The organism is Protofrankia symbiont of Coriaria myrtifolia (assembly GCF_900634755.1).
GTDB lineage: Bacteria > Actinomycetota > Actinomycetes > Frankiales > Frankiaceae > Protofrankia > Protofrankia coriariae.
Window position 1 is genome coordinate 13,012 of sequence record NZ_CAAAFS010000001.1, and the last position, 24,694, is coordinate 37,705.

Here is a 24,694-nt window from a genome sequence, read left to right on the forward strand (position 1 = left end):
AGGAAAATTGGCCAGACTTCTCTTTAGGTAATGATTACTTTAATATCTGCTCTCGTGTGCCCCGGGTTGCGGCCTGAGCGGGGCCCGCATCCCGGGCGCGAGTGCCAGCAAAGATCAGAAATTGGAGATCGGAAAGGCGGGCTCTGGCGGTCCTGTCTCCGTCAGGGCTTCTGGCCGCATGCCAGGAATGCCGATCGCGTGCTCGGAAGCTCACGATCGGCGATCGATTCTGTCCGACAGTCATCGCTGTCGGACAGCCGGTGCTGTCGGAACTGCTGTGGAGGCGTGGTTATCGGTGTCCGGTAACGAAGTGGTGACCGACGTGCGGACCGCCGATGGTGGGTACGGGGACGCCGGCCAACCGGTCTCCGGGGCGCTGGCAGGGGGCGATCCGCAGGGCGCGCCGGGGGGCGGGCCGCGAGGCGAACTGTCGCCGCGGGAGCGGCGGCGGATCCTCGTCGAGTGGAACGACACCGCGTGCCCGGTTCCGCCGGGGACGCTGCCCGAGATGTTCGAGACGCAGGTGCGCCGCGACCCCACCGCCATGGCCCTGGTGTTCGGCACGGCCGCCCCCACCGGCATCGACACGTCCACCGGTGCGGACAGCGGTACTGACACCGGTGCCGGTACCGGCACATCCACCGGCACATCCACCGGCACGAGGCTGACCTACGCGGAGCTCAACGCGCGGGCGAACCGCCTGGCCCATGCGCTGATCGCGCGTGGCGTCGGCCCCGAGCGGGTGGTCGCGCTGGCGCTTCCCCGGTCGGTGGAGATGATCGTGGCCGAGCTCGCGGTGCTCAAGGCCGGCGGTGCCTACCTGCCGCTGGACACCGACTACCCGGCCGAACGCGTCGCCTACATGCTCGGCGACGCCGGGCCCGTCTGCCTCGTCACCACCGCGTCGCTGGAGCCCCTGGTCCCCGACGCCCCGGGCATGTCACGGCTGGTGCTCGACGACCCGGCGACCGCCGCGGCCGTGGCAGGCGCGTCCGCGGCGGATCCCACCGACGCCGACCGGCACGGGCCGCTGCACGTCCTCAACACCGCGTACGTGATCTACACCTCCGGCTCGACCGGCCGGCCCAAGGGAGTGGTGCTCTCCCACTCCGGCGTCGCCAAACTGGTCGCCACCCAGCGTGACCGGCTCGGTGTCGGCCCGCACAGCCGGGTCCTGCAGTTCGCCTCGCCCAGCTTCGACGTCGCCTTCTGGGACCTGTGCCTGGGTCTGCTCTCGGGCGGGCGGCTGGTCGTCGTCCCGGCCGAGCTGCGGGTGCCGGGCGCGCCGCTCGCGGACTACGCGCGCGAGCACGAGGTCACCTTCATGATCCTGCCGCCGGCGCTGCTGGCGGCGCTGCCGGCGGACGCGGCGCTCCCGCCCGGCGCGACCCTGCTAGCCGGCACCGAGCGGGTCTCGCCGGAGCTGGTCAGGCGCTACGGCCGGGGCCGGCGGATGTTCAACGCCTACGGCCCGACCGAGGCGACGGTGAACTCCACCCTCGGTGAGTGCGATCCCGACGGCCCGTCGGGATCCACCGTGCCGATCGGGCGGCCCGACCCGGGCACCCGCGCGTACGTGCTCGACGCCCGCCTCGGCCCGGTCGCGCCCGGGGTCGTCGGCGAGCTCTACCTTGGCGGCTCGGGGCTGGCCCGCGGCTACCTTGGCCGGCCGGACCTGACCGCGCAGCGGTTTGTCGCCGACCCGTTCTCCGCCGCGGGTGAACGCCTCTACCGCACCGGTGACCTGGTGCGCTGGCGCCCGGACGGCCGGCTGGACTTCGTCGGACGCGCCGACGACCAGGTGAAGATCCGCGGCTACCGGATCGAGCTCGGCGAGATCGAGTCGGTGCTGGCCAGGCACGCGTCCGTCGCGCAGGTGGCCGTCGTCGTGCGGGAGGACATCCCGGGCGTCCCCAGGCTCGCGGTGTACGTCGTCCCCTCCGTGCCGGTGGCCGCCGCGTCGGAGTCGTCGGAGTCGTCGGAGTCGTCGGAGTCGTCGGAGTCGTCGGAGTCGTCGGAGTCGTCGGAGTCGTCGGAGCCAGCGCTGTCCGTGCCGGCGCCGCTGGCTCCGTCCGACGACCGGCCGGCGCGTTCGTGGGACGTGGCCACGCTGGTGAGGTCCCTGCGGTCGCACGCGCGGCAGTGGCTGCCCGACCACATGGTGCCGACCGCGTTCGTGCCGCTCGAGCGCCTGCCGGTGCTGCCGAGCGGGAAGCTGGACCGCCGGGCCCTGCCGGTCCCGGACAGCCCAGTACCGGTCTCCGGACGGCGCCCGGGCAGCGCGCGCGAGGAACTGCTGTGCGCCCTGTACGCCGAGGTGCTCGGCCTGCAGGAGGTCGGCGTCGACGACGACTTCTTCGCCCTCGGCGGCGACAGCATCGTCTCGATCCAACTGGTGGTCCGGGCCCGCCGCGGCGGCCTTGTCATCACACCACGGCAGGTCTTCACCCACCGGACGGTCGCGGAGCTCGCGTCGGTGGCCACCGACGCCGAGAACGTGGCCGTGGAGGCGCTGGGCGCGGGCGTGGGCGAGGTGCCGTTCACGCCCATCGTCAGCTGGCTGGACGAGTGCGGCGGCCCGATCGACGGCTTCAGCCAGTGGATGCTGGTCACCCTGCCGGCCGGGGCGGACGGGGAGCGGATCGCCACCGTGCTGCAGGCGCTGGCCGACCGGCACGACCTGCTGCGTTCCAGGCTGCTGCGGGCCGGGCCCGGTGCCGACGGAACGCTGCGGGTGGCGCCCGTGGGCTCGGTGCGGGCCGGCGAGTGGCTGCGCCGGGTGGCCGTGGGCGAGGCGTCCGGTGACCGGCTACGGGAGATCATCGAAGCCGCGGCCGGTGACGCGTGCGCGCGGCTCGCCCCCACCGACGGGGTGATGGCGCAGGCGGTGTGGTTCGACGCGGGAGAGAGCCGTCCGGGGTCGTTGCTGCTCGCGGTGCACCACGCGGTCGTCGACGGGGTGTCGTGGCGGATCCTGCTGCCGGACCTGGCCGCCGCCTGGGAGGCCGTGGCCGCCGGCCGCACCCCCGGCCCGAAGGACCTGGAGGCTGCCGGGACGTCGTTCCGCCGCTGGGCGCACCTGCTTGTGGACGAGGCGCGCCGGCCCGGGCGGGTCGCCGAGCTGCCACTGTGGACCGACATCCTCACCGGCCCCGACCCCGCGCTCACCGCGCGGCCCTTGAACCCCGTCGGCGACCTGGCCAGCGTCGAGCGGCTGACCCTGAGGTTTCCCGTGGAACACACGCTCGCGCTGCTGACCAGCGTGCCGGCGGCGTTCCACGCCGGGGTCAACGACGTGCTGCTGACCGCGTTGGCGCTGGCGGTGCGCCAGTGGCGGCGGGACCACGGCGTCGAGGACGCCCAGTCGGTGCTGATCGCGCTCGAGGGGCACGGGCGGGAGGAGGAGATCGTCGAGGGCGTCGATCTCTCCCGAACGCTGGGCTGGTTCACCAGCATCTTCCCCGTCCGGCTCGACCCCGGGCCGGCCGTGCTCGACGACCTGCTCGCCGACGTCGCCGGCGACGGCCTCGGCCGGGCGCTCAAGCGGGTCAAGGAGCAGGTGCACGCTCTGCCCGACCACGGCGTCGGGTTCGGCCTGCTGCGCTACCTCAACCCCGAGACGGCCGGGGCGCTGCGGGACCTGCCCGGGCCGCAGATCAGCTTCAACTATCTCGGCCGTTTCCAGACCGACGGCGCCACAGATGTGCCCTGGACGGCCGTGCCCGGGTTCGGTGTGCTCGCCGGAGGCTACGACGCGGCGATGCCGGTCGCCCCGTACCCGCTGGAGATCAACGCCTTCACCGAGGACCACGCCGACGGGCCGCGGCTCGGCGTCACCTGGGCCTGGCCGCGGGCGCTGCTGGACGACGCGGCGGTGCGCGCGCTCGCCGAGCGCTGGTTCGCCGCGCTCGGCGCGCTGGTCGCCCACGCCGCCACACCGGGGGCCGGCGGCTGGACACCGTCGGACTTCCCGCTGGTCGAGCTGACGCAGGACGACGTCGATGGGTTGGCGGCCGACGTCCCGGGCCTGGCCGACGTCCTCCCACTGTTACCGTTGCAGCAGGGCTTCTTCTTCCACACGCTGCTCGACGAGACCTCGGCTGTGGACCGGGCCTTGCCTGTGGACGAGACCTTGCCAGTGGGCTGGACCGCGTCTGTGGACACCACGCCTGTGGGCAGAGCGTCCGTGGGTGCCGCACCTGTGGACGCCGCACCTGTGGGCAGAGCGTCCGTGGACGCGGCCGTGCTGGTGGACGGGAGCGTGCCGGGGGACCGGACCGGCGACCCCGAAGACGCCGATCCGGACGTCTACATCGTGCAGGTGGTGGCCGAGTTCGCCGGCGACGTCGACGCGGATGCCCTGCACGCGGCGGCCCAGGGCCTGCTGGACCGGCACGCCCCGCTGCGCGCGTCCTTCCACCAGCGGCCCGACGGGCAGGTCGTGCAGGTGATCGCCGCCGGGCTGAGCCTGCCCTGGCAGGTCGTCGACCTGTCACAGGTGGCCGCGGCGGACCGCGCCGAGCGGGCGCGGGCGGTGGCCGCGGCCGAGTTCGCCCATCGCTTCGACCTCGCCCGGCCGCCGTTGGTACGCGCCACGCTGCTGCATCTCGGCGACGGGCGCCACCGGCTACTGATCACCCATCATCACATCGTGGCCGACGGCTGGTCCGTCCCGGTCATGCTGCGTGACCTGCTCGCGCTCTACGACCCGCACCGCGGCCGGGACGCCATCACCGGGGTGTCGGAGCGGGCGGCACGGCTGCCCGCCGTCACCCGTTACCGCCAGTACCTGCGCTGGCTGTCCGGCCTCGAGCGGACGCAGACCAGGCAGGCCTGGCGGGAAGCCCTCGTGGGCCTCGGCGAACCGACCCGACTGATCGCCGACGACCAGCCGCCCGCCCGGTTCCGGGCCGGCCGGCGCGGCCTGGAGCTCCCCGAGGACGTCACCGCGGCGCTGCTCGCGCGGGCCCGCGACAACGGCCTGACCCTCGCGACGGTCGTGCAGGGCGCCTGGGGCCTGGTCCTCGGCCGGCTGTGCCGCCGCACGGACGTGGTCTTCGGCACCACCGTCTCCGGCCGGGGCGCCGACGTCGCCGGGATGGACGCGATGGTCGGCCTGTTCATCAACACCCTGCCGGTGCGGATGCGCTGGCGCGCGGACCAGCCGCTCGCGCAGGCACTGGCCCGGCTGCAGGCCGAGCAGTCCGACCTGCTCGACCACCAGCATCTCGGCCTCGGGGAGATCCAGCGGCTGGCCGGGCTCGGCGACCTGTTCGACACCGTCGTCGTGCTGCAGAACTACCCGATGGACGCGGACGCCACCGACCCGACGGGCAGCCTGCGGGTCACCGACGTCGCCGATTTCGGTGTCGGGCACTTTCCGCTGGCCGTTCTGGTGACCCCGGGCCGGCGGCTGGACGTCCAGTTCAAGTACGACGCGGCCCGGCTCGACGACGCGACCGTCGACCGGATTGCGCGGCGGTTCGGCCAGGTGCTGCGCACCCTGGTCGACGATCCCGAGCTGCCGGTGGGCCGGGCCGCGGCGGTGGCCTCCGACATCCGGGCCCGCGCCGTCGAGGCACTGGCCGGGGGCACGCCCGCCGGGGACGCGCCTGCTGTGGACGCCGGCAAGGTGTGGAGGCTTCGTTCTCCACAGGCCCCGGGAGACGCGCCTGCTGTGGACGCGTTCCCTGTGGACACCCCGGCCGGGGACACGCTGACCGGGGAGGAGCATGCCCGGCCGTACCCGACGCTGGTGGACGCGTTCGCGGCGAACGTAGCCCGTACCCCCGAGGCGACCGCGCTCGTGTTCGAGGGGGACGCGCTCTCCTACGCCGAGCTCGACCGGCGCGCGACGGTGCTGGCGGCGCGGCTGCGGACGCTGGGCGCGGGCCCCGAGGGGGTCGTCGCCGTCGCGGCCGCCCGGTCGGTGGAGTTGGTGGTCGCCATCCTCGGTGTGCTGAAGACCGGCGCGGCCTATCTGCCCGTCGACGTGGACTATCCCGCGGAACGGGCGACGTTCATGGTCGCCGATTCGGGTGTGCGGGTCGTGGTGACGACCGCGGACCGCCAGGCGCGGCTGCGCGACCGGCTCGCCCCGGTCGACGGCCTGCGCTGGGTCGTCCTCAGCCCTGGCGGCACTGGCGGCACTGGCGGCACTGGCGGCATCGGCGGCACCGGCGAGCCGACAATCGAGATCCTGGACGCGGATCCGGCTTCGGCCACGGCCGGGGATCCGGCCACAGCCGGGGATCCGGTTACAACCAAGGATTCAGCCGCCGCCCTGGGGACGGCCGAGGCGCTGGCGCTGGCGGAGGCGTTGGCGACGGCCGAGACGCTGGCGGCGAAGCCCCCGGAAGCTGACGTCCGAGGGCCCGGGAACGCCGGCCCGGCCGCGCCGGGAGCGGACCATCCCGCCTATCTGATCTACACGTCCGGGTCGACCGGGCGGCCCAAGGGCGTCGTGGTCAGCCACGGCGCCGTCCTCGGCCTGGTCGCGTCCCTGCAGAGCGCGTTCGCCCTCGGCGGGGACGACCGGATGCTCCAGCAGACCTCCACGAGCTTCGACCCCTCCGTCATGGAGATCTTCTGGCCGTTGTGCTCCGGTGCCGCCGTGGTGCTGCCGCGTCCGGACGGCCATCGCGACCCGCGCTACCTCGCCGAGCTCGTCCATGACCAGCGGGTCACCACGCTCGCGTTCGTGGCCTCGACGCTGGCGGCGTACCTGGAGTACGCCGAGATGACCGGCGACCGGCGCGGGGTCGGCGGCCTGCGCCGGGTCATCACCGGCGGGGAGGTGCTGACCACCGACCTGGCCACCCGGTGGTACGAGCTGACCGGCGTGCCGGTGTCGAACGTCTACGGGCCGACCGAGACGACCGTGCTGGTCACCCGCTGGGAGTTCGGCGCCACCCAGACGGGCACCGCGGCGGCACCTGCCGCCGTCCCAGCAGGCACCGCGGCGGCACCTGCCACGCGGGCAGACACCGCGGCGGCGTCCGCTGCCGCACGGGCGAGTGCTGCGGCGGTGCTCGTCGGCGGGCCCGCGGTGCCGATCGGACGGCCGGTGCCGGGCACCCGCCTGTACGTGCTGGACGCCGGGCTCGAGCCGGTCGACGTCGGGGTGCCGGGCGAGCTCTACGTCGCCGGGGCGCAGCTCGCCCACGGTTACCATGATCGCCCGTGTCTCACCGCCGAGCGGTTCGCCGCCGACCCGTTCGGCCCGCCCGGGTCGCGGATGTACCGCACCGGTGACCTCATCGTCCGGCGGGCCGACGGCGCGCTCGTCTACGTGGGTCGCTCCGACCGCCAGGTCAAGATCCGCGGCAACCGGGTGGAGCTCGCGGAGATCGAGGCCCGGCTCGCCGCCGAGCCCGGCGTCGGGCGGGCTGCGGTGGTCGTCCGCCAGGACGGCCCGGGCGCCGCCCGGCTCGTTGCCTATATCGTACCAGCTGTCCTACCAGCCCCCGGCCGGCTGGGCGGGCCGGCCCGCCCCACCGGCTCGCCCAGCCCCGGCCTCGACGCCGGCTCCGGCTCCGGCCGTGGCCGTGGCCGTGGACTCGATCAGGACGCGCCGCGGGCGTCACTCGACCTGGACGCGCTGCGGGCGTCGGTGGCCGCCGCGCTGCCGGCGCCGATGGTGCCCGACGCGTTCGTGGTGCTCGACGAACTGCCGCTGACCCCCAACGGCAAGATCGACCGGGACGCGCTGCCGGCGCCCGCCGTCCACCGGGCACCGGTGCGCGGCCCGCGCGACGATCGGGAGCGCGCGCTCTGCGAGATCTTCGCGCTCGGCGGCGACAGCATCCTGTCGATCGCGGTGGCCAGCCGGGCCCGCCGCGAGGGCATGGAGATCAGCGCCCGGGACGTCTTCGCCCATCGGACCCCGGCCGCGCTGGCGGCGTTCGTCGGGCCGTCGAACGCGAACGCGAACGCGAACGTGGATGCCGGTGCCGGGCCGGCGGACGGCGGCGAGCCGGACGAGCGGGCCGTGGCCGCGGCGATCGGAGATCCCGACGGCGTCGGTGACGTGCCGCTGCTGCCGATCATGCATCGGTTGCGGGAGGCCGGCGGCCCGATCCGGCGGTTCAACCTCTCGATGCTGGTCGACACCCCGGCGGCGGCAACCACGGAGACGATTACCGCGGTGCTCGCCGCCGTGATCGAACGCCATGACGCGCTGCGGCTGCGACTGACCTCTCTCGGCGGCCTGCCGACTACCGGCCAGCAGCACAGCGGCGGCCGTTTGGCCGGCGGCCTACAACCGGGCGGCTGGGCGCCGCCGGCGCTGTGGTCGCTGGAGACGCTGCTGGCCACCGCGGTGACCGCCGCGGACCTGCTCCACCGCGTCGACGTGGCCGGCTTCGACGCCGCCCGGCTGCGCGCGGCCATCGCCGCGGAGTCCGACGCGGCCATCGCCGCGGAGTCCGACGCGGCCGTCGGACGGCTCGATCCCGAAGCCGGGACGGTAGTACAGGCGGTCTGGTTCGACGCCGGCCCGGGGCAGCCCGGCCAGCTGCTGCTCGCCGTCCACCACCTGGGGATCGACGGCGTGTCCTGGCGCATCCTCTTCAACGATCTTGCTGCCGCGTGGGAGGCGGTGGCGGCCGGGCGGCGTCCCGTCCTCGAACCGGTCGCGACGTCGCTGCGCACGTTCGCGCGCGTGCTCACCGAACAGGCGCAGTCCCCGGCTCGCCTGGCCGAGCTCGCGCACTGGGGCGAGACGCTGCGGCCCGGCGGGGAGCTGCTGCCCGGTGCCGGCGGCCCGTTCGGGACGGTCGGTGCTGCCTCCCGGCACGTCGTCGGCCTGGACGTCGACGACACCGTGCCGCTGCTGACGTCGGTGCCGGCCGCGGTCAACGGTGACGTCACCGATGTGCTGCTAGCCGCGCTGCGGCTGGCGGTCACCCGCTGGCATGCCCGGGGCGGCCGGGACGGCTCCGCCGACCTGCTCGTCAACCTGGAGCGGCACGGCCGGGAGGAGATCGCGCCCGGCCTGGACCTCTCCCGCACGGTCGGCTGGTTCACCAGCGTCACGCCCGTGCGCCTGCCGGCTGTGGACGCGGACGCTGAACCCGCACGGTCATCGTCCGAGGAACGGGGACGGCGGCAGAGCGAGGCGGCGACGCGGCGCGCCCGTGCGGGCTCGCGGCCGTCGGAGGCGGTCGCCACGCTCAAGGAGGTCAAGGAGCGGCTGCGGGCCAGCGCCGACGGCGGTCTCGGCCACGGGCTGCTGCGCTATCTCAATCCCCAGGTCGGGCCCTTGTTCGCGCGGGCCGCCGTGCCCCAGGTGCTGTTCAACTACTTCGGTCGCTTCCCGGCCGGGCAGCGGGGCCAGGGGCAGGACTGGCTGCCCGCCGCGGACTCCGACGCGCTCGCCGTCGCCTTCGACGCCGACCACGCCCTGCCGTACCTGTTGCAGATCGACGCGATCTGCCAGGAGACGCCGCACGGGCCACGGCTGACCGCGACCTGGGCCTGGACCGCAGGCGGGCTGTCCGAACACGACGTCCGCGAGCTCGCCGAGGCATGGGCGGACGCGCTGCGGGAGCTGACCGCGGCCGTCGTCGGCACCGGAACCGGCACCGGAACCGGCGGCAGCGACAGCGGCGTCGGCGGCGTCGGCGGCGCCGGCGGCCTGACCCCGTCCGATCTGACCGTGATCGCGCTCACTCAGACCGAGATCGACGTTGTCGAGCGGATCGCCCCGGGACCGGTCGGCGACATCTGGCCGCTGTCGCCGTTGCAGGAGGGGCTGTACTTCCACGCCAGCTACGACATGGGTGAGCTGGACGTCTACACCGCGCAGGTCGCCTTCGACCTCGACCACCGGGTCGAGGTCGACCGGCTGCGCCTGGCTGCGGCCACGTTGCTGGCCCGCAACCCCAGCCTGCGGGCGGGTTTCACCAGCGACGGGCTCAGCCGCCCGGTGCAGTTCATCTGCGCGGACCGGGCGGCCCGGCTGACCGAGGTCGACCTGAGCGGGTTGGACGCGTCCGAACGGGACGCGCGGATCACCGAACTGATGACGGACGACCGCACCCGGCGGTTCGACCTGGCCGACCCGCCGCTGTTCCGGCTGTTGCTGCTGCGCCTGGGCGGCGGGCGCGACCGGCTCGCGATCACCCACCATGTGCTGCTGTGGGACGGCTGGTCCGGGCAGGTGCTCGTCGACGAGCTGTTCACCCTGTACGAGCAGGCCGGCGACGACCGGGGGCTGCCCCGGCCGGGCTCCTACCGGGACTACCTGCGCTGGCTCGCCGAGCAGGACGTCGAGCTGGCCAGCCGGTCCTGGCGGGACGCGCTCGCCGGCCTCGCCGAGCCGACGCTGCTCGGCCCGGCCGGCCAGAGCCCCACCCCGGCGTTGCCGGACCGGCACGCCGTCGAGCTGCCCGCCGAGCTGAGCGAGCTGCTGCGGGCGCAGGCCCGTCGGCACGCGGTGCCCGTCAACACGTTGCTTAGCGTGGCCTGGGCGCTGGTGCTGTCGAACGCGGTGGGCCGGGACGACGTGGTCTTCGGTACCACGGTCGCGGGCCGGCCGGCGGACATCCCGGACGTCGAGAGCGTGATCGGGCTGTTCCTCAACACCGTGCCGGTGCGGGTCGCGCTCGACCCGTCGGAGCTGGTCGGTGACCTGCTGCGCCGGTTCTCCGCCGAGCGCACCGCGCTGATGCCCCACGAGTACCTGGGCCTGGCCGACATGCAGCGCGGCAGCGGCCACAGCCAGCTGTTCGACACCCTGTACGTGCTGCAGAACTTCGGCGGCGGGACGGGCGGCGACTCCGCCCGGCTGCGCGAACGGCTCGGTGTCCACGACGCCGGCTACGTCGACTCCACCCACTACCCGTTGACCCTGGTCATCTTCCCGGGCCAGCGGCTGCGGATCACCCTGCACTACCGGCCGGACGTCATCGACTCCGCGTTCGCGGGTGCCCTGCTGGCCCGCTACACCACCGCGCTCGACAGCCTGACCGGCGACCCGGGCACCAGAGCCGGCGGCCTCCAGCTGATCCCCCCGCGGGAGCTTCGGCTCCTGGCCGAAAGCCCGACGGCGGACGGGCGTCCGCTGCCCGGCACGCTGTCGCCCGACGAGCCGCCGCGGGCCGGCGAGTCGTTGCCGTCCGGTGATGTGCCGGTGCCCGACGACACGGTCGCCGACATGCTCGGCGCGCAGGCGGCACGCACACCGCGGGAAGTAGCGCTCGTCTTCGGTGAGCAGCGTCTGACCTATGCCGAGCTCGACACCCGGGTCAACCGGATGGCCCGCCTGCTGCTCGCCGAGGGCGCCGGGCCTGAACGGGTCGTGGCGCTGGCCCTGCCGCGTTCGATCGACATGGTCGTGGCGCTGTTCGCGGTGCTGCGGACGGGCGCGGCCTACCTGCCGCTGGACCTGGACTACCCGGCCGACCGGCTGGCGTTCATGATCACCGACGCGGCCTCGATGTGCGTGCTCACCACGTCCACGGTCGAGCCACTGTTGGTTACCCCCGACGCGGCCACGGCGGACGCGGCCGGAACCGGCGCGGACGGGACCAGCGCGGGCGCAGGCGGGACGGACACGGCTGGGCGCGGGCGCGACGAGGTGGGCACGACACCCACCCGCGTCCTGCTCGACGACCCGGCGGTGGCCGAACGGCTCGCCGCGCTGCCCGGTGACGGCCTGGCCGACGACGAGCGGCCCGGGTTCGCTCCCGGCCGGCCGCACCGGCTGGACCACCCCGCCTACATCATCTACACCTCCGGCTCCACCGGCCGTCCCAAGGGCGTCGTCACCCCGTACCGGGGGCTGACGAACATGCAGCTCAACCACAGGGAGGCCATTTTCGGGCCGGCGGTCGCCTCCGCCGGCGGGCGGCGGCTGCGGATCGCGCACACCGTCTCCTTCGCGTTCGACATGTCCTGGGAGGAGTTGCTCTGGCTCGTCGAAGGGCACGAGGTGCACGTCTGCGACGAGGAGCTGCGCCGCGACGCCCAGGCTCTGGTGGCCTACTGCGACACGCACCGCGTCGACGTGGTCAACGTGACGCCGACCTACGCCGGGCTGCTGTTCGAGCACGGGCTGCTGGACGGCCCCGGCGATCCGGAGCAGGCGCCGAGCACGGCCAGCACGGCGGACCTGGCGGGCCCGGCGGAGCCGGGGCGGGGCGCTCCGACCGGGGGGCACCGGCCGGTGCTGGTGCTGCTGGGCGGCGAAGCGGTCTCCGACGTGGTCTGGTCACGCCTGCGCGACACGGAGGGTACGTATGGTTACAACTTGTACGGGCCGACTGATTACACCATCAACACTCTCGGCGGAGGAACTACCGACAGTGACACCCCAACCGTCGGACGGCCGATCCGTGACACCAGCGTGTACCTGCTGGACGGTTGGCTGCGGCCGGTGCCCGACGGCGCCGTCGGCGAACTGCACATCAGCGGCGCGGGCCTGGCCCGCGGCTACCTCGACCGTCCCGGGCTGACCGCCGGGCGGTTCGTCGCCGACCTGTTCGGCCCGCCCGGGTCGCGGATGTACCGCACCGGCGACCTCGCCCGCCGCCGGCCCGACGGCAACCTGGACTTCCTCGGCCGCACCGACGACCAGGTGAAGGTCCGTGGCTACCGGGTCGAGCTCGGTGAGATCTCCGCCGCGCTGACCCGTCATCCACAGGTCGCCCAGGCCGCCGTGGCCGTCCGCACGGACCCGGCCGTGCCCGGCCTGACCCGGCTGGTCGGCTACGTCGTGCCCGCCGAGTTGACCGGGGACGCCCGTGACCAGGCCGAACGCGAGCAGATCGGCGAATGGCAGCAGATCTACGACGCCGAGTACACCGAGATCGACACCGCTGTCTTCCGGGAGGACTTCGCCGGCTGGGACAGCAGCTACGACGGCCAGCCCATCCCGCTGGCGCACATGCGCGAGTGGCGGGAGGCCACCGTCAGCCGCATCCGCGAGCTGCGGCCCAGGCAGGTGCTGGAGATCGGGGTCGGCAGCGGGCTGCTGCTGTCCCGGCTCGCGCCGGACTCCGAGGCCTACTGGGGTACCGACATCGCCGCGCCCGTCATCGACAAGCTGCGGGCCGACGTGGCGGCCCATCCCGCCCTGGCCGGCCGCGTCGAGCTGCGCGCGCAGCCGGCGCACGTGTTCGACGGGCTGCCGGCCGGCTTCTTCGACACCGTCGTCGTCAACTCGGTGGTGCAGTACTTCCCGAGCGTGGACCACCTCACCGGCGTGCTGGCGGCGGCGGTGGGCCTGCTCGTCCCCGGTGGGGCGCTGTTCGTCGGTGACGTGCGCAACCTGCGGCTGGCCCGTGCCTTCCACACCGCGGTCGCGGTGACCCGCACGGACGAGCGGACCGAGCCGGCACGGCTGCGCCACGCCATCGAGCGTGGCGTCACCCTCGACAAGGAACTGCTCGTCGACCCGGACTACTTCGCCGCGCTGCCGCGGGCGATCCCGGGCATCACGGTGACCGTGCGCGTCAAGCGTGGCCACCATCACAACGAGCTCACCCGCCACCGGTACGACGCGGTGATCCACCGGTCCCCGGCGTCCACCCTCTCCCTCGCGGACGCGCCGACCCTGCCCTGGCAGAACTGGATCTCGACCGTCGACACCACCGGACCTGTGGACACCGGACCTGTGGACACCAGCGCTGTGGATGCCGGCGCTGTGGACGGCGTGGCAGCGGACGCGGTTGCCGGGGCCCTGGCCGGACTGCGCGCACATCTGCGGGATCGCCGTCCGGACAGGCTGCGGGTCAGCGGCATCCCGAACGCGCGCCTCGCGGGCGAGCTCGCGGCCGTGCGCGCGCTGGTGGATCAGACGTCCACGCTGAACAGCGCTGACGGACAACCGGACAGCGTCGTCGAGCGCCCGCGGGGCGCGTCCGGACAACCGGACGGCGGGCACACGGTGACCGACATCCAGGCGCTGCTTGCCACGACCGGTGCCGGGGTGGAACCGGAGGTGCTGCACGACCTGGGTGACCAGCTCGGCTACACCGTCCTCACCACCTGGTCCGGCGCGGCGCCTGACGCCGTGTCCCAGTCCGGCACTGTGCCGGATGCGGCGCCGTGGAACGGCGCTGTGCCGGACGCCGCGCCGTGGGACGGGCAGGACGGATCCGCGGTCGCCCACGGGTGCTTCGACGCCGTGTTCGTCGCTGCCGACCAACTCGCCGGCCGGGCCGCCGTCGACGTCTACCGTCCGACCGACACAGCCGTCCAGGCATCGGGAACACCGGTGTCACCAGCGGCATCGAGAGCAGCGGAGACAGCGGAGACAGCGGAGACAGCGAGGACATCGGATGCGTCGGGGGTGTCGCTGGCCGCCTACGCCAACGACCCGACCGCCGCGCGCGGCAACGGCGCGCTGATCGCCCGGCTGCGCGACCACCTGCGCGCGCAGCTACCGGACTACATGGTCCCGGCGGGGATCCTCACCCTGGACGCGCTGCCCCGGACCATCAACGGCAAGCTGGATCTCGCGGCCCTGCCGGACGCCGAGCCCAGCGCCGTCCAGGCTCCCGGCCGGGCCCCGTCCTCCGCCGAGGAGGAGCGTCTGTGTGCCCTGTTCACGCAGGTCCTGGGGCTGTCCGAGGTCGGGGTCACCGACAGCTTCTTCGATCTCGGCGGCCATTCCCTGCTCGCCATCCGTCTGATCAGCCAGGCGCGGGCCGAGTTCGGCGCCGAGCTGGCCATCCGCGATCTGTTCGAGGCGCCCACCCCGGCGCTGCTCGCCGTACGGATCGGTGACGGGCGGCCGCCGCGGCCGGCGGTGGTGCCCATACCCCGTCCGCGGCGGATCCCGCTCTCGCCGGCTCAACAGCGGCTCTGGCTGGTCGATCGGCTCGTGGCGGGAGGGATTCCCGTTGACCGCGAGCGCGGCGGGCGATCCGCGAGGCATACCGCCACCGCCTACAACTACCCGATGGTGTTCCGGCTCCGTGGTGATCTCGACCTGGACGCGCTGCGCGCCGCCGCCGTGGACGTGATGGATCGGCACGAGTCCCTGCGCACCGTCGTCGAGGAACATCAGGGCGCCGGGTTCCAGCGGATCCTCGACATCGGCTCCGCCCGGCCGGAGGTCATGGTCGTCGAATGCGCGTCGGATGAGCTGGCCGAGCGCGTGGCCGAGGCCGCGGCCAGGCCGTTCGACCTGCGTACCGATCCGCCGCTGCGGCTGGCGGTGTTCCGGCTCGGCGTAGCCGACCACGTGCTGGCGGTCGTCCTGCACCACGTCGCCACGGACGAGTGGTCCGACCGCCCGTTCCTACGTGACCTGGACGCCGCCTACACCGCCCGCCGAAATGGTTCGACGCCCGGATGGGCGCCGCTGCCGGTGCAGTATGCCGACTACACGCTGTGGCAACAGCGCTTCCTGGGTGATCCGGCGGATTCGGACAGCATGGCCGCCCGGCAACTGACCTTCTGGGCGGACGCGCTGCGCGACCTGCCCGAGGAGATCCCGCTGCCGCTGGACCGGCCGCGGCCTGCGGCCCGTGACGGCGTCGGTGCCCGGGTGCGGTTCGAGGTGCCCGATATGACGGCGCAGGCGCTGCGTGCCCTGTGTACGCGGACCGGTACGAGCATGTCGATGCTGGCCCATGCCGCCGTCGCGGCCTTGCTGCACCGGCTGGGAGCGGGTGAGGACATCCCGCTCGGCGTTCCAGTCGCCGGCCGTACCGACGAGGCACTGGATGACCTGGTTGGCTTCTTCGTCAACACCCTCGTCCTGCGTTCCGACCTGTCCGGTGACCCGGCCTTCACCGAGCTGCTGGCCAGGACCCGTCAGACCGATCTTGCCGCCTTCGACCACCAGGACATCCCGTTCGAGCAGGTGGTCGCGGCGTTGAACCCGCCCCGGACCGCTGGCCGGAACCCGCTGTTCCAGGTGATGACCGGTTACCACCGTCGTAGCGACGACAGCGGCACCCTGTTCGGGCAGGCGGTGGACTGGTACCCCACCGAAGTCGTGACCGCGAAGTTCGACCTGCACTTCACCCTCGTGGAGCGGGTTGGGGAAAGCGCCGCGGCAGGCCGGATCAGCCTCCTGTTGGAGTACGCGACCGACCGTCTCGCCCACACCGCCGCGGAACATCTGGCCCGACGGATGATCCGGCTCCTTGAGCAGGTCGCCGCCGACCCGGACCGGCCGCTCGCCGCGATCGACATTCTTGATCCGGACGAACGCCGCCGGCTCCTGGCCGACGGGACCGGTGCCACCCACGTGGTGCCGGCCCGGACGCTGCCGCGCCTGTTCGAGGAGCAGGTGGACCGCAGCCCTGACACGGTCGCGCTGGTCACCGAGAACATGACACTGCGTTATGCGGAGCTGGACGTTCTGGCGAACCGGTGGGCCAGGCTGCTCACCGCACACGGGATCGGGCCCGGCTCGATGGTGGGGGTGGCCATCCCGCGGTCGGCGAAGCTCGTCGTCGCGCTCTACGCCGTACACAAGGCCGGAGCGGCCTACCTGCCGTTGGACACCGACTACCCGGCTGACCGGCTCGCGTTCATGATGGCCGACGCCGCTCCCGTGAGGGTGCTGACCACGTCCGCGGCCACCGCACGCCTGCCGGTCACCGAGGTGCCGCTGTCAGTGGTGGACTCGGCCGAGTTCCGCGCACAGGTCGACGCCCAGCCGGGCACGCGGTTTGACGCCGAGGAGGTTCCGCAGCCCGCCGGCGGCGACCTGCCGGCTTACGTGATCTACACCTCGGGTTCGACCGGACGACCGAAAGGCGTCATGGTCTCGCATGCCGGCATCGTCAACCGGCTGTGCTGGATGCAGCACGAATACCGGCTCGACGCGGGTGATCGGGTCCTGCAGAAGACCCCCTCGAGTTTTGACGTGTCGGTGTGGGAGTTCTTCTGGCCACTGCTCGCCGGGGCGACGCTGGTGGTGGCGGCGCCCGACGGGCATCGGGACCCCGGCTACCTGGCAGCGCTGATCGACCGCGAGCGGATCACGACCGTGCACTTCGTGCCGTCGATGTTGGCGGAATTCCTGGCGGAGCCGGCGGCGGCCGGCTGCACCGGGCTGCGTCGGGCGATCTGTAGCGGGGAGGCGCTGCCGGCCGACCTCGCTCACCGGTTCCACCGGGTCCTGCCGCATGCGCGGCTGGACAACCTGTACGGGCCGACAGAGGCATCGGTGGACGTGACCTGGTTCCGGGCTGGGCCCGGCGCCGCTGGCGGGATGACGGACGGAGCCGGAACTGGTCCGGGGTCGGTACCGATCGGCCGGCCGGTGTGGAACACCCGTGTGTCGGTGCTCGACTCCGCCCTGCGTCCGGTACCCGCCGGAGTCCCCGGTGAGCTGTACCTCGCGGGCGTGCAGATCGCCCACGGGTACCTGGGACGGTCCGCGCAGACCGCGGAGCGGTTCGTCGCGGACCCGTACGGCGGCCCGGGTGAGCGGATGTACCGCACCGGCGACCTCGTCCGCTGGACGCCCAGCGGTGAGCTGGAGTTCCTCGGCCGGGTGGACGACCAGGTGAAACTGCGGGGGGTCCGCATCGAGCTGGGCGAGATCTCCTCCGCGCTGCTCGCCGACGGCACGGTGGCGCAGGCGGCGGTCGCCGTCCGCGAGGACCGCCCCGGTGACCAGCGGCTGGTCGGGTATGTGGTGGCCGCTCCCGGGCAGGACGTGGATACCGCGGCGCTGCGAGCCCGGCTGGCCGCGACGTTGCCCGAGTATCTGGTCCCGGCGGCACTGCTTGTGCTCGACTCGCTGCCGGTCACCCCGAACGGCAAGCTGGACCGCCGCGCCCTGCCGGCTCCGGACCCGTCCACGCGGATGTCGGGGGCCTCGCCGCGTACCGCGCGCGAGCATCTGCTCTGCGGGCTGTTCGCGGATGTTCTCGGCCTGGAACGGGTCGGGACCGACGACAACTTCTTCGCTCTTGGTGGCCACTCGCTGCTGGCGGCCCGTCTGGTGGCGCGGATCGGCACAGCCCTGGGGGTGCGGCTTTCGCTGCGTACCGTCTTCGAGGCACCGACCGTGGCGGGGCTCGTCAGGCGATTGGAGCACACCGGCGCGGCCGGGCCGGCGCTGGAACGGGTGGCGCCTCCCGCGCGACCTGAACGGCTGCCGTTGTCATTCGCCCAGCAGCGGCTGTGGGTCCTCTACCAGGTTGACGGGCCGAGCCCCACCTACAACATTCCGCTGCTCTGGCGGCTTTTCGGGCACCTTGACATGGCCGCGCTGCGGGCGGCCATAGGCGACCTGGCGGAGCGGCACGAAACCCTGCGGACGATCTTCCCGCAGCGCGACGGCCGGGCGTACCAGCAGGTGCTGGAGCCGCGCGACACCGGAGTCCGGATCGACGTCGAACGGGTCGGGGAGGCCGAGCTGGCGGCGCGCCTGTCCGCCGCGGTGAGCTACGGCTTCGCGCTCGAGCAGGAACCGCCGATGCGGGTGTGGGTCTTCGAGCTGGCGCCGGAAGAGCACGTCCTGCTGTTCCTGGTGCATCACATCGCCGTCGACGAATGGTCGGAGCGGCCCTTCGTCGACGACCTGACCGCCGCCTACCGGGCCCGGCTGGCCGGGTCGCCACCGGCGTGGGCTCCGCTACCGGTGCAGTACGCCGACTACGCGCTGTGGCAGCGTGCTGTCCTCGGCGACGCCACCGACCTGGACAGCCTGCTGGCCCGCCAGCTCGCCTTCTGGCGGCAGGCGCTCGCCGGCGCGCCGAGCGAGCTGACGCTGCCGCTGGACCGGCCGCGTCCGGCCGAGCCGACCTCCCGCGGGGGAGTGGTCGACTTCGCGCTGGACGCGGAGCTCTCGCGCGGTCTGCGCGAGCTCGCCCGGTCGTGCGACGTCACCATGTTCATGGTGTTGCAGGCCGCGGTCGCGGCGCTGCTCACCCGCCTCGGGGCAGGGAGCGACATCCCGCTGGGCACCCCGGCCGCCGGCCGCGGTGACGAGGCGCTCGACGACCTGGTGGGCTTCTTCCTCAACACGCTGGTGCTACGGACCGACACGTCGGGCGATCCCACCTTCCGCGAGCTGCTGGCCCGGGTGCGCGAGACCGACCTGGCCGCCTTCGACCACCAGGACGTGCCGTTCGAGCGGGTGGTGGATGCGGTCAACCCGGCCCGGTCGCTCTCGCGCCATCCGCTCTTCCAGATCATGATCGTCTATCTGGCCGGTGCCGGGGACGGGCCGGCGCTGTTGGGCCTGCCATCCCGGCCGGAGCCGCTCGGCCAGCACACGGCCAAGTTCGACCTGTCCTTCGCCTTTGTCGAGCCGGCGGACGGCGACGGGATCGTCGGCGGGATCGAGTACAGCGCCGACCTGTTCGACCGCGCCACCGTCGAGCGGATCGGGGCCCGGCTCACCGCGCTGCTCGGCCAGGTGGCGGCTGGTGCCGACGAGCCGATCGGCCTGCTGGACGTGTTCACCCCGCTCGAGCGGGATCGGGTCCTGCGGGACTGGAACGACACCGCCCACCCGGTCGACGAGTCGACAACCCTGCTGGATCTGGTCCGTGCGCAGGCCGCGCGTACTCCGAACGCGATCGCGCTGATCTGTGACGACATACCGCTGTCCGGCTCACAGTCGTCCGACACACAACTGTCCGGTGCGCAGGCGGACGGTGCGCAGGCGGACGGTGCGCAGGCACCCTGCAGGCAGTCGTCCGACGGGCAGCCGCCCCACGGGGGGCCGTCCGACGGGCAGTCACCCCACGCTCGGCCGTCCCGCACGGAGCTGACCTACGCGGAGCTGGACGCGCGGGCGCGGCGGCTGGCGCGGGTGCTGGCCCAGCGGGGTGCCGGGCCGGAGCGGATCGTCGCGCTGGCGGTGTCGCGCTCGGCGGAACTCGTCGTCACCCTGCTCGCGATACATCGGACGGGCGCCGCCTACCTGCCGGTCGACCCGGACTACCCGGCCGACCGGATCGCGTTCATGCTCGCCGACGCCCACTCGACCTGCCTGGTGACCACGTCGGCGGTCCGCTCCGCCCTGCCGGAGACGGCCGTGCCCGTCCTGGAACTCGACGATCCCGCCGTCATAGCGGCCGTGAACGGCTCCGCCGCCGGCCTGGCTGTGAACGGTTCCGCCGCGAACAGTTCGGCTGTGGACGGTCCCACTGTGGACGGCTCCGTTGTGGACGGCCTCGCTGTGGGTGACTCGGTTGTGAACGGTCTCCCTGTGAACGGCGCCGGTGTGGACAGGCTCGATGCCGGTGGGCTCGGCATCGGCGGCCTGGAGCGGGGTGAGTCGGACGGTCCGGACGGCCTGCCGGGGCGTGGCGCGATCGATCCCCGGTCGGCGGCGTATGTGATCTACACCTCCGGTTCGACCGGACAGCCCAAGGGAGTCGTCGTCCCGCACGCGGGCATCGTCAACCGGCTGTTGTGGATGCAGGACGAGTACCGGCTGACCGCCGACGACCGGGTGCTGCAGAAGACCCCGGCCAGTTTCGACGTGTCGGTCTGGGAGTTCTTCTGGCCGCTGACCGTCGGCGCGACGCTGGTCATGGCCCGCCCCGAGGGACACCGCGATCCGCTGTACCTGACGGAAGTGATCAAATCGCAGCGGGTGACGATCGTGCACTTCGTGCCGTCCATGCTGGAGGCGTTCCTCGCCGAGCCGGCGGCTGCCGGGTGCACCGGCCTGCGGCGGGTGCTGTGCAGCGGCGAGGCGCTGCCCGTGGAGCTGGCCACCCGTCTGCGTCGCGTCCTGGACGTCCGGCTGGACAACCTGTACGGGCCGACCGAGGCCTCCGTCGACGTCACGTCCACCCGCTTCACCGGACCGCTGCCAACCGGCCCGCTACCACCCGGTTCGGTGCCGATCGGCCGTCCGGTGTGGAACACCCAGGTGTACGCGCTCGACGCCGCCATGCGCCCGGTGCCGCCGGGCGTCCCCGGAGAGCTCTACCTCGCCGGCGTCCAGCTCGGACGCGGCTATCTGGGCCGGCCGGGCCTGACCGCGCAGCGGTTCGTCGCCAACCCGTTCGGGGCGGCGAGCAGCCGGCTGTACCGCACCGGCGACCTGGTCCGGTGGACCGACGACGGTGAGCTCGCCTTCCTCGGCCGGGTCGACGACCAGGTGAAGATCAGAGGTTTCCGGGTCGAGCTCGGCGAGATCGAGTCGGTGCTGTCCCAGGCCCCGAGGGTCGCCCGCGCGGTGGTCGTCGTCCGCGAGGACGACCTCCGGCAACGCCACCTGGTGGCCTACCTGGTACCGAACGCAACGGATGCACCGGGCGGCGTGGCTGCTGCGCACCCGGCCAGCGCCGACGCGCACGGTGCCGGCGCGGGCGGTGTGGACGTTGACGCCGTGCGGGCCCGGGCGGTCGAGGCGTTGCCCGAGCACATGGTTCCGGCGGCCTTTGTCGTGCTCGACGCGCTGCCGGTCACCCCCAACGGCAAGCTCGACCGGGCCGCGCTGCCGGCCCCGGACTTCGCCGGGCTGGTCTCCGACTCCGCGCCGGCCAGCCCGCGCGAGGCGCTGCTGGCCGAGCTCGTCGCCGGGGCGCTGGGCCTGGCGCGCGTCGGTGTCGACGACGACTTCTTCACCCTCGGTGGCGACAGCATCCTCGCGATGCAGGTGGTCGGCCGGGCCCGCACGGCGGGGCTGGCGATCAGCCCACGGGACGTGTTCCGCTACCGGACGGTGGCGGCGCTCGCGTCGGCCGCCGGGATCCTGCCCGACGCCGTGGATCCAGCGGCCCTCGCGGAGCACGCCGACACCGGCGCGCCCCCGCTGGCGCTCGACGCGGCCGAGGCGGCGGAGCTCGCCGGGCTGCGTCCCCAGCCGGCGGAGATCCTCCCGCTGTCACCGCTACAGGCGGGCCTGCTCTTCCACGCCTCGTTCGACCCGGACACCGACCCGGACGCCGACACCGATCCGGCCGCGGCCGATGAGCTGAACCCGGTCGCCGGCCGGCCGGCCGCCGTTTCCGACGGCGATCCCGGTGCGGGCGATCCCGGCGTCGGCCCCGACGCGGGGGAACTGGACGTCTACACCGTCCAGGTGTCCTTCCAGCTGGACGGCCCGCTGGACCCGGCCAGGCTGCGGCGGTCCGCGCAGGCGCTGCTGGAGCGGCACGCGAACCTGCGGGCCGGCTTTCGCTACCTCGCCTCGGGACGCCCGGTCGCACTGGTCGCCCGGAACGTGACGCTGCCCTGGCGGCAGGTCGACGTCTCGGTGTTGGACGAGGCGGGCCGGCACACCGCGTGGGAGCGGTACCTGGCCCAGGAGCGGCGCCGTTTCGATCCGGCCGCCGCGCCGCTGCTGCGGCTGCTGCTGGTGCGTTTCGGCGACCAGCAACACCGGCTGGCCATCTCCCACCAGCACCTGGTGATGGACGGCTGGTCGGTGCCCCTGCTGATGGCCGAGCTGTCCGAGATCTACCGGCGGGGCGGTGACGCGGCCGGCCTCGCCCCGGCCGTCCCCTACCGTGACTATCTGGGCTGGCTCGCCCGGCAGGACCAGCGGGCGGCGCGGGCCGAGTGGGCGCGCTCGCTCGACGGCCTCGCCGAGCCGACCCTGCTGGTGCCGGCCGACCCGGATCGGCCGCCGCTGGTGCCGGACCTGCGCACGGTGGAGCTGTCCACAGAGCTGACCGTGGCCCTGACGGCGGTGGCCCGCCAGCGTGGCCTCACGCTCAACACCCTGGTGCAGGGCGCCTGGGGCATTCTGCTGTCCCGGTTGACCGGGCGGGACGACGTCGTCTTCGGCGCCACCGTCTCCGGCCGCCCGCCGGAGCTCGCCGGCGTCGAGTCCATGATCGGGCTGTTCATCAACACGGTCCCGGTCCGGGTCCGGTCGCGGCCCGGCGACACCGTGGCCGGCCTGCTCGAACGCCTCCAGGACGCCCAGGCCGGGCTGATCGCCCACCAGCACCTGGGGCTGGCCGACATCCAGCGGGCCGCGGGGCTCGGGGAACTGTTCGACACGCTGATCGTGTTCGAGAGCTACCCCGTCGCCGACGGCCCGGAGCTCGGTGAGGAGGACGGGCTGCGCACCGCGGCGGTGGGGCACCAGGACGCCACGCACTACCCGTTCGCCTGGGCGGTCGAGCCCGGCGAACGGCTGAGCCTGACCGCGGAGTACCGCGGTGACCTGTTCGACCAGGACGCCGCGGAGCGGATCGTCACCGCCATGGTGGGCCTGCTCGAGGCGATGGCCACCGACATCGACCAGCCGGCCGCCCGGCTGGACGTCCTCTCGCCGCGGGAGAGGCACCGGATGCTGGTGGAGTGGAACGGCACGCCGCTGGCGGTGCCGCCCACGACCGTGCCGGCGCTGTTCGAGGCGCAGGCCGAACGCGCTCCGGACGCCGTCGCCGTCGTCTCCGGTACCACCCGGTGGACGTTCGCCGAGCTCAACGACCGGGCGAACCGGCTGGCCCGGCTGCTCGTCGAGCACGGGGTGGCACCGGAGCGGACGGTGGCGCTGGCGCTGCCGCGGTCGGCCGGGTACGTCCAGGCGATCCTGGCTGTGCACAAGGCCGGCGGCGCCTACCTGCCGGTGGATCTGGACAACCCCGCGGACCGGCTCGCGGACATCGTGGCCGACGCCGCCCCGCACCTGCTCGTGACGACATGTCAGATCGCCGCGAGCCTGCCGGTCACCGGCGTCGCGACGCTGCTGCTCGACGATCCGGCCACCGTCGCCCGCCTCGCCGCCGCCGACGGCGGGAACCCCACCGACGACGACCGGGCGCTGCCCCTGCTGCCGGCGCACCCGGCCTATGTGATCTACACCTCCGGTTCGACCGGACGGCCCAAGGGGGTCGTCGTGCCCCATCAGGGTGTGGTGAACCTTTTCCACAGCCACCGCGAGACCCTGTACGCGCCGGCGGTGGCGGCGACCGGCCGGGAGCGGCTGCGGGTGGCGCACGCCTGGTCGTTCTCGTTCGACGCGTCCTGGCAGCCGCAGCTGTGGCTGCTCGACGGCCACGCCCTGCACGTGGCGTCGGATGAGGCCCGCCGGGACCCGGAACTGCTGGCCCAGATGATCGCAACGGAGGGCATCGACTTCATCGAGGTGACACCGTCGCTGCTCGCCCAGATGGTCGACGTCGGGCTGGTCACGGGAGACCGCTGCCCGCTCGCGGTGGTGGGGTTCGGCGGCGAGGCCGTCCCGGAGCCGCTGTGGAACCGACTGCGCGCGCTGACCGGCACCGAGAGCTTCAACCTGTACGGCCCGACCGAGTCCACCGTGGACGCGCTCGTCGCCCGGGTTGCTGACAGTGACCGTCCTGTGGTCGGCCGTCCGGTGGCCAACACCTGGGCGTACGTGCTGGACGCGTACCTGCGACCGGTCCCGCCCGGGGTCACCGGTGAGCTGTACCTGGCCGGGGCCGGCCTGGCCCGTGGCTACCTGGGACGGGCCGCGCTCACCGCGGAGCGGTTCGTCGCGAACCCCTTCGAGCCGGCGGGCGCCCGGATGTACCGGACCGGTGACCTCGCCCGTTGGAACGCGGACGGCCAGATCGAGTACGGCGGACGCTCCGACGACCAGGTCAAGATCCGGGGCTTCCGGGTCGAGCTCGCCGAGATCGAGACGACGATCGCCGGACTGCCCGGCGTTAGCCAGGTGGTGGTCACCGTCCGCGAGGGCCGTCCGGGCGTCCGACAGCTGGTGGCCTACGTGGTCACCGATCCCCCGGCGCTTCCCCCGGCGACCGCCCCGGGAACGAACGAAGCGGACCAGCCCGAAGTGGGGACGGCCGGTCTGGGGACAACTGGGTTG

The 24,694-nt window shown here is 73.5% G+C and carries 1 protein-coding gene; it reads left to right on the plus strand.

The window, feature by feature from the left end; genetic code table 11:
- Window positions 1–295: 295 nt before the first annotated feature.
- A partial coding sequence (locus CM1CMNOD_RS23470) for a non-ribosomal peptide synthase/polyketide synthase (protein ID WP_207387446.1) occupies window positions 296–24,694 on the plus strand: 24,399 nt, incomplete at its 3' end.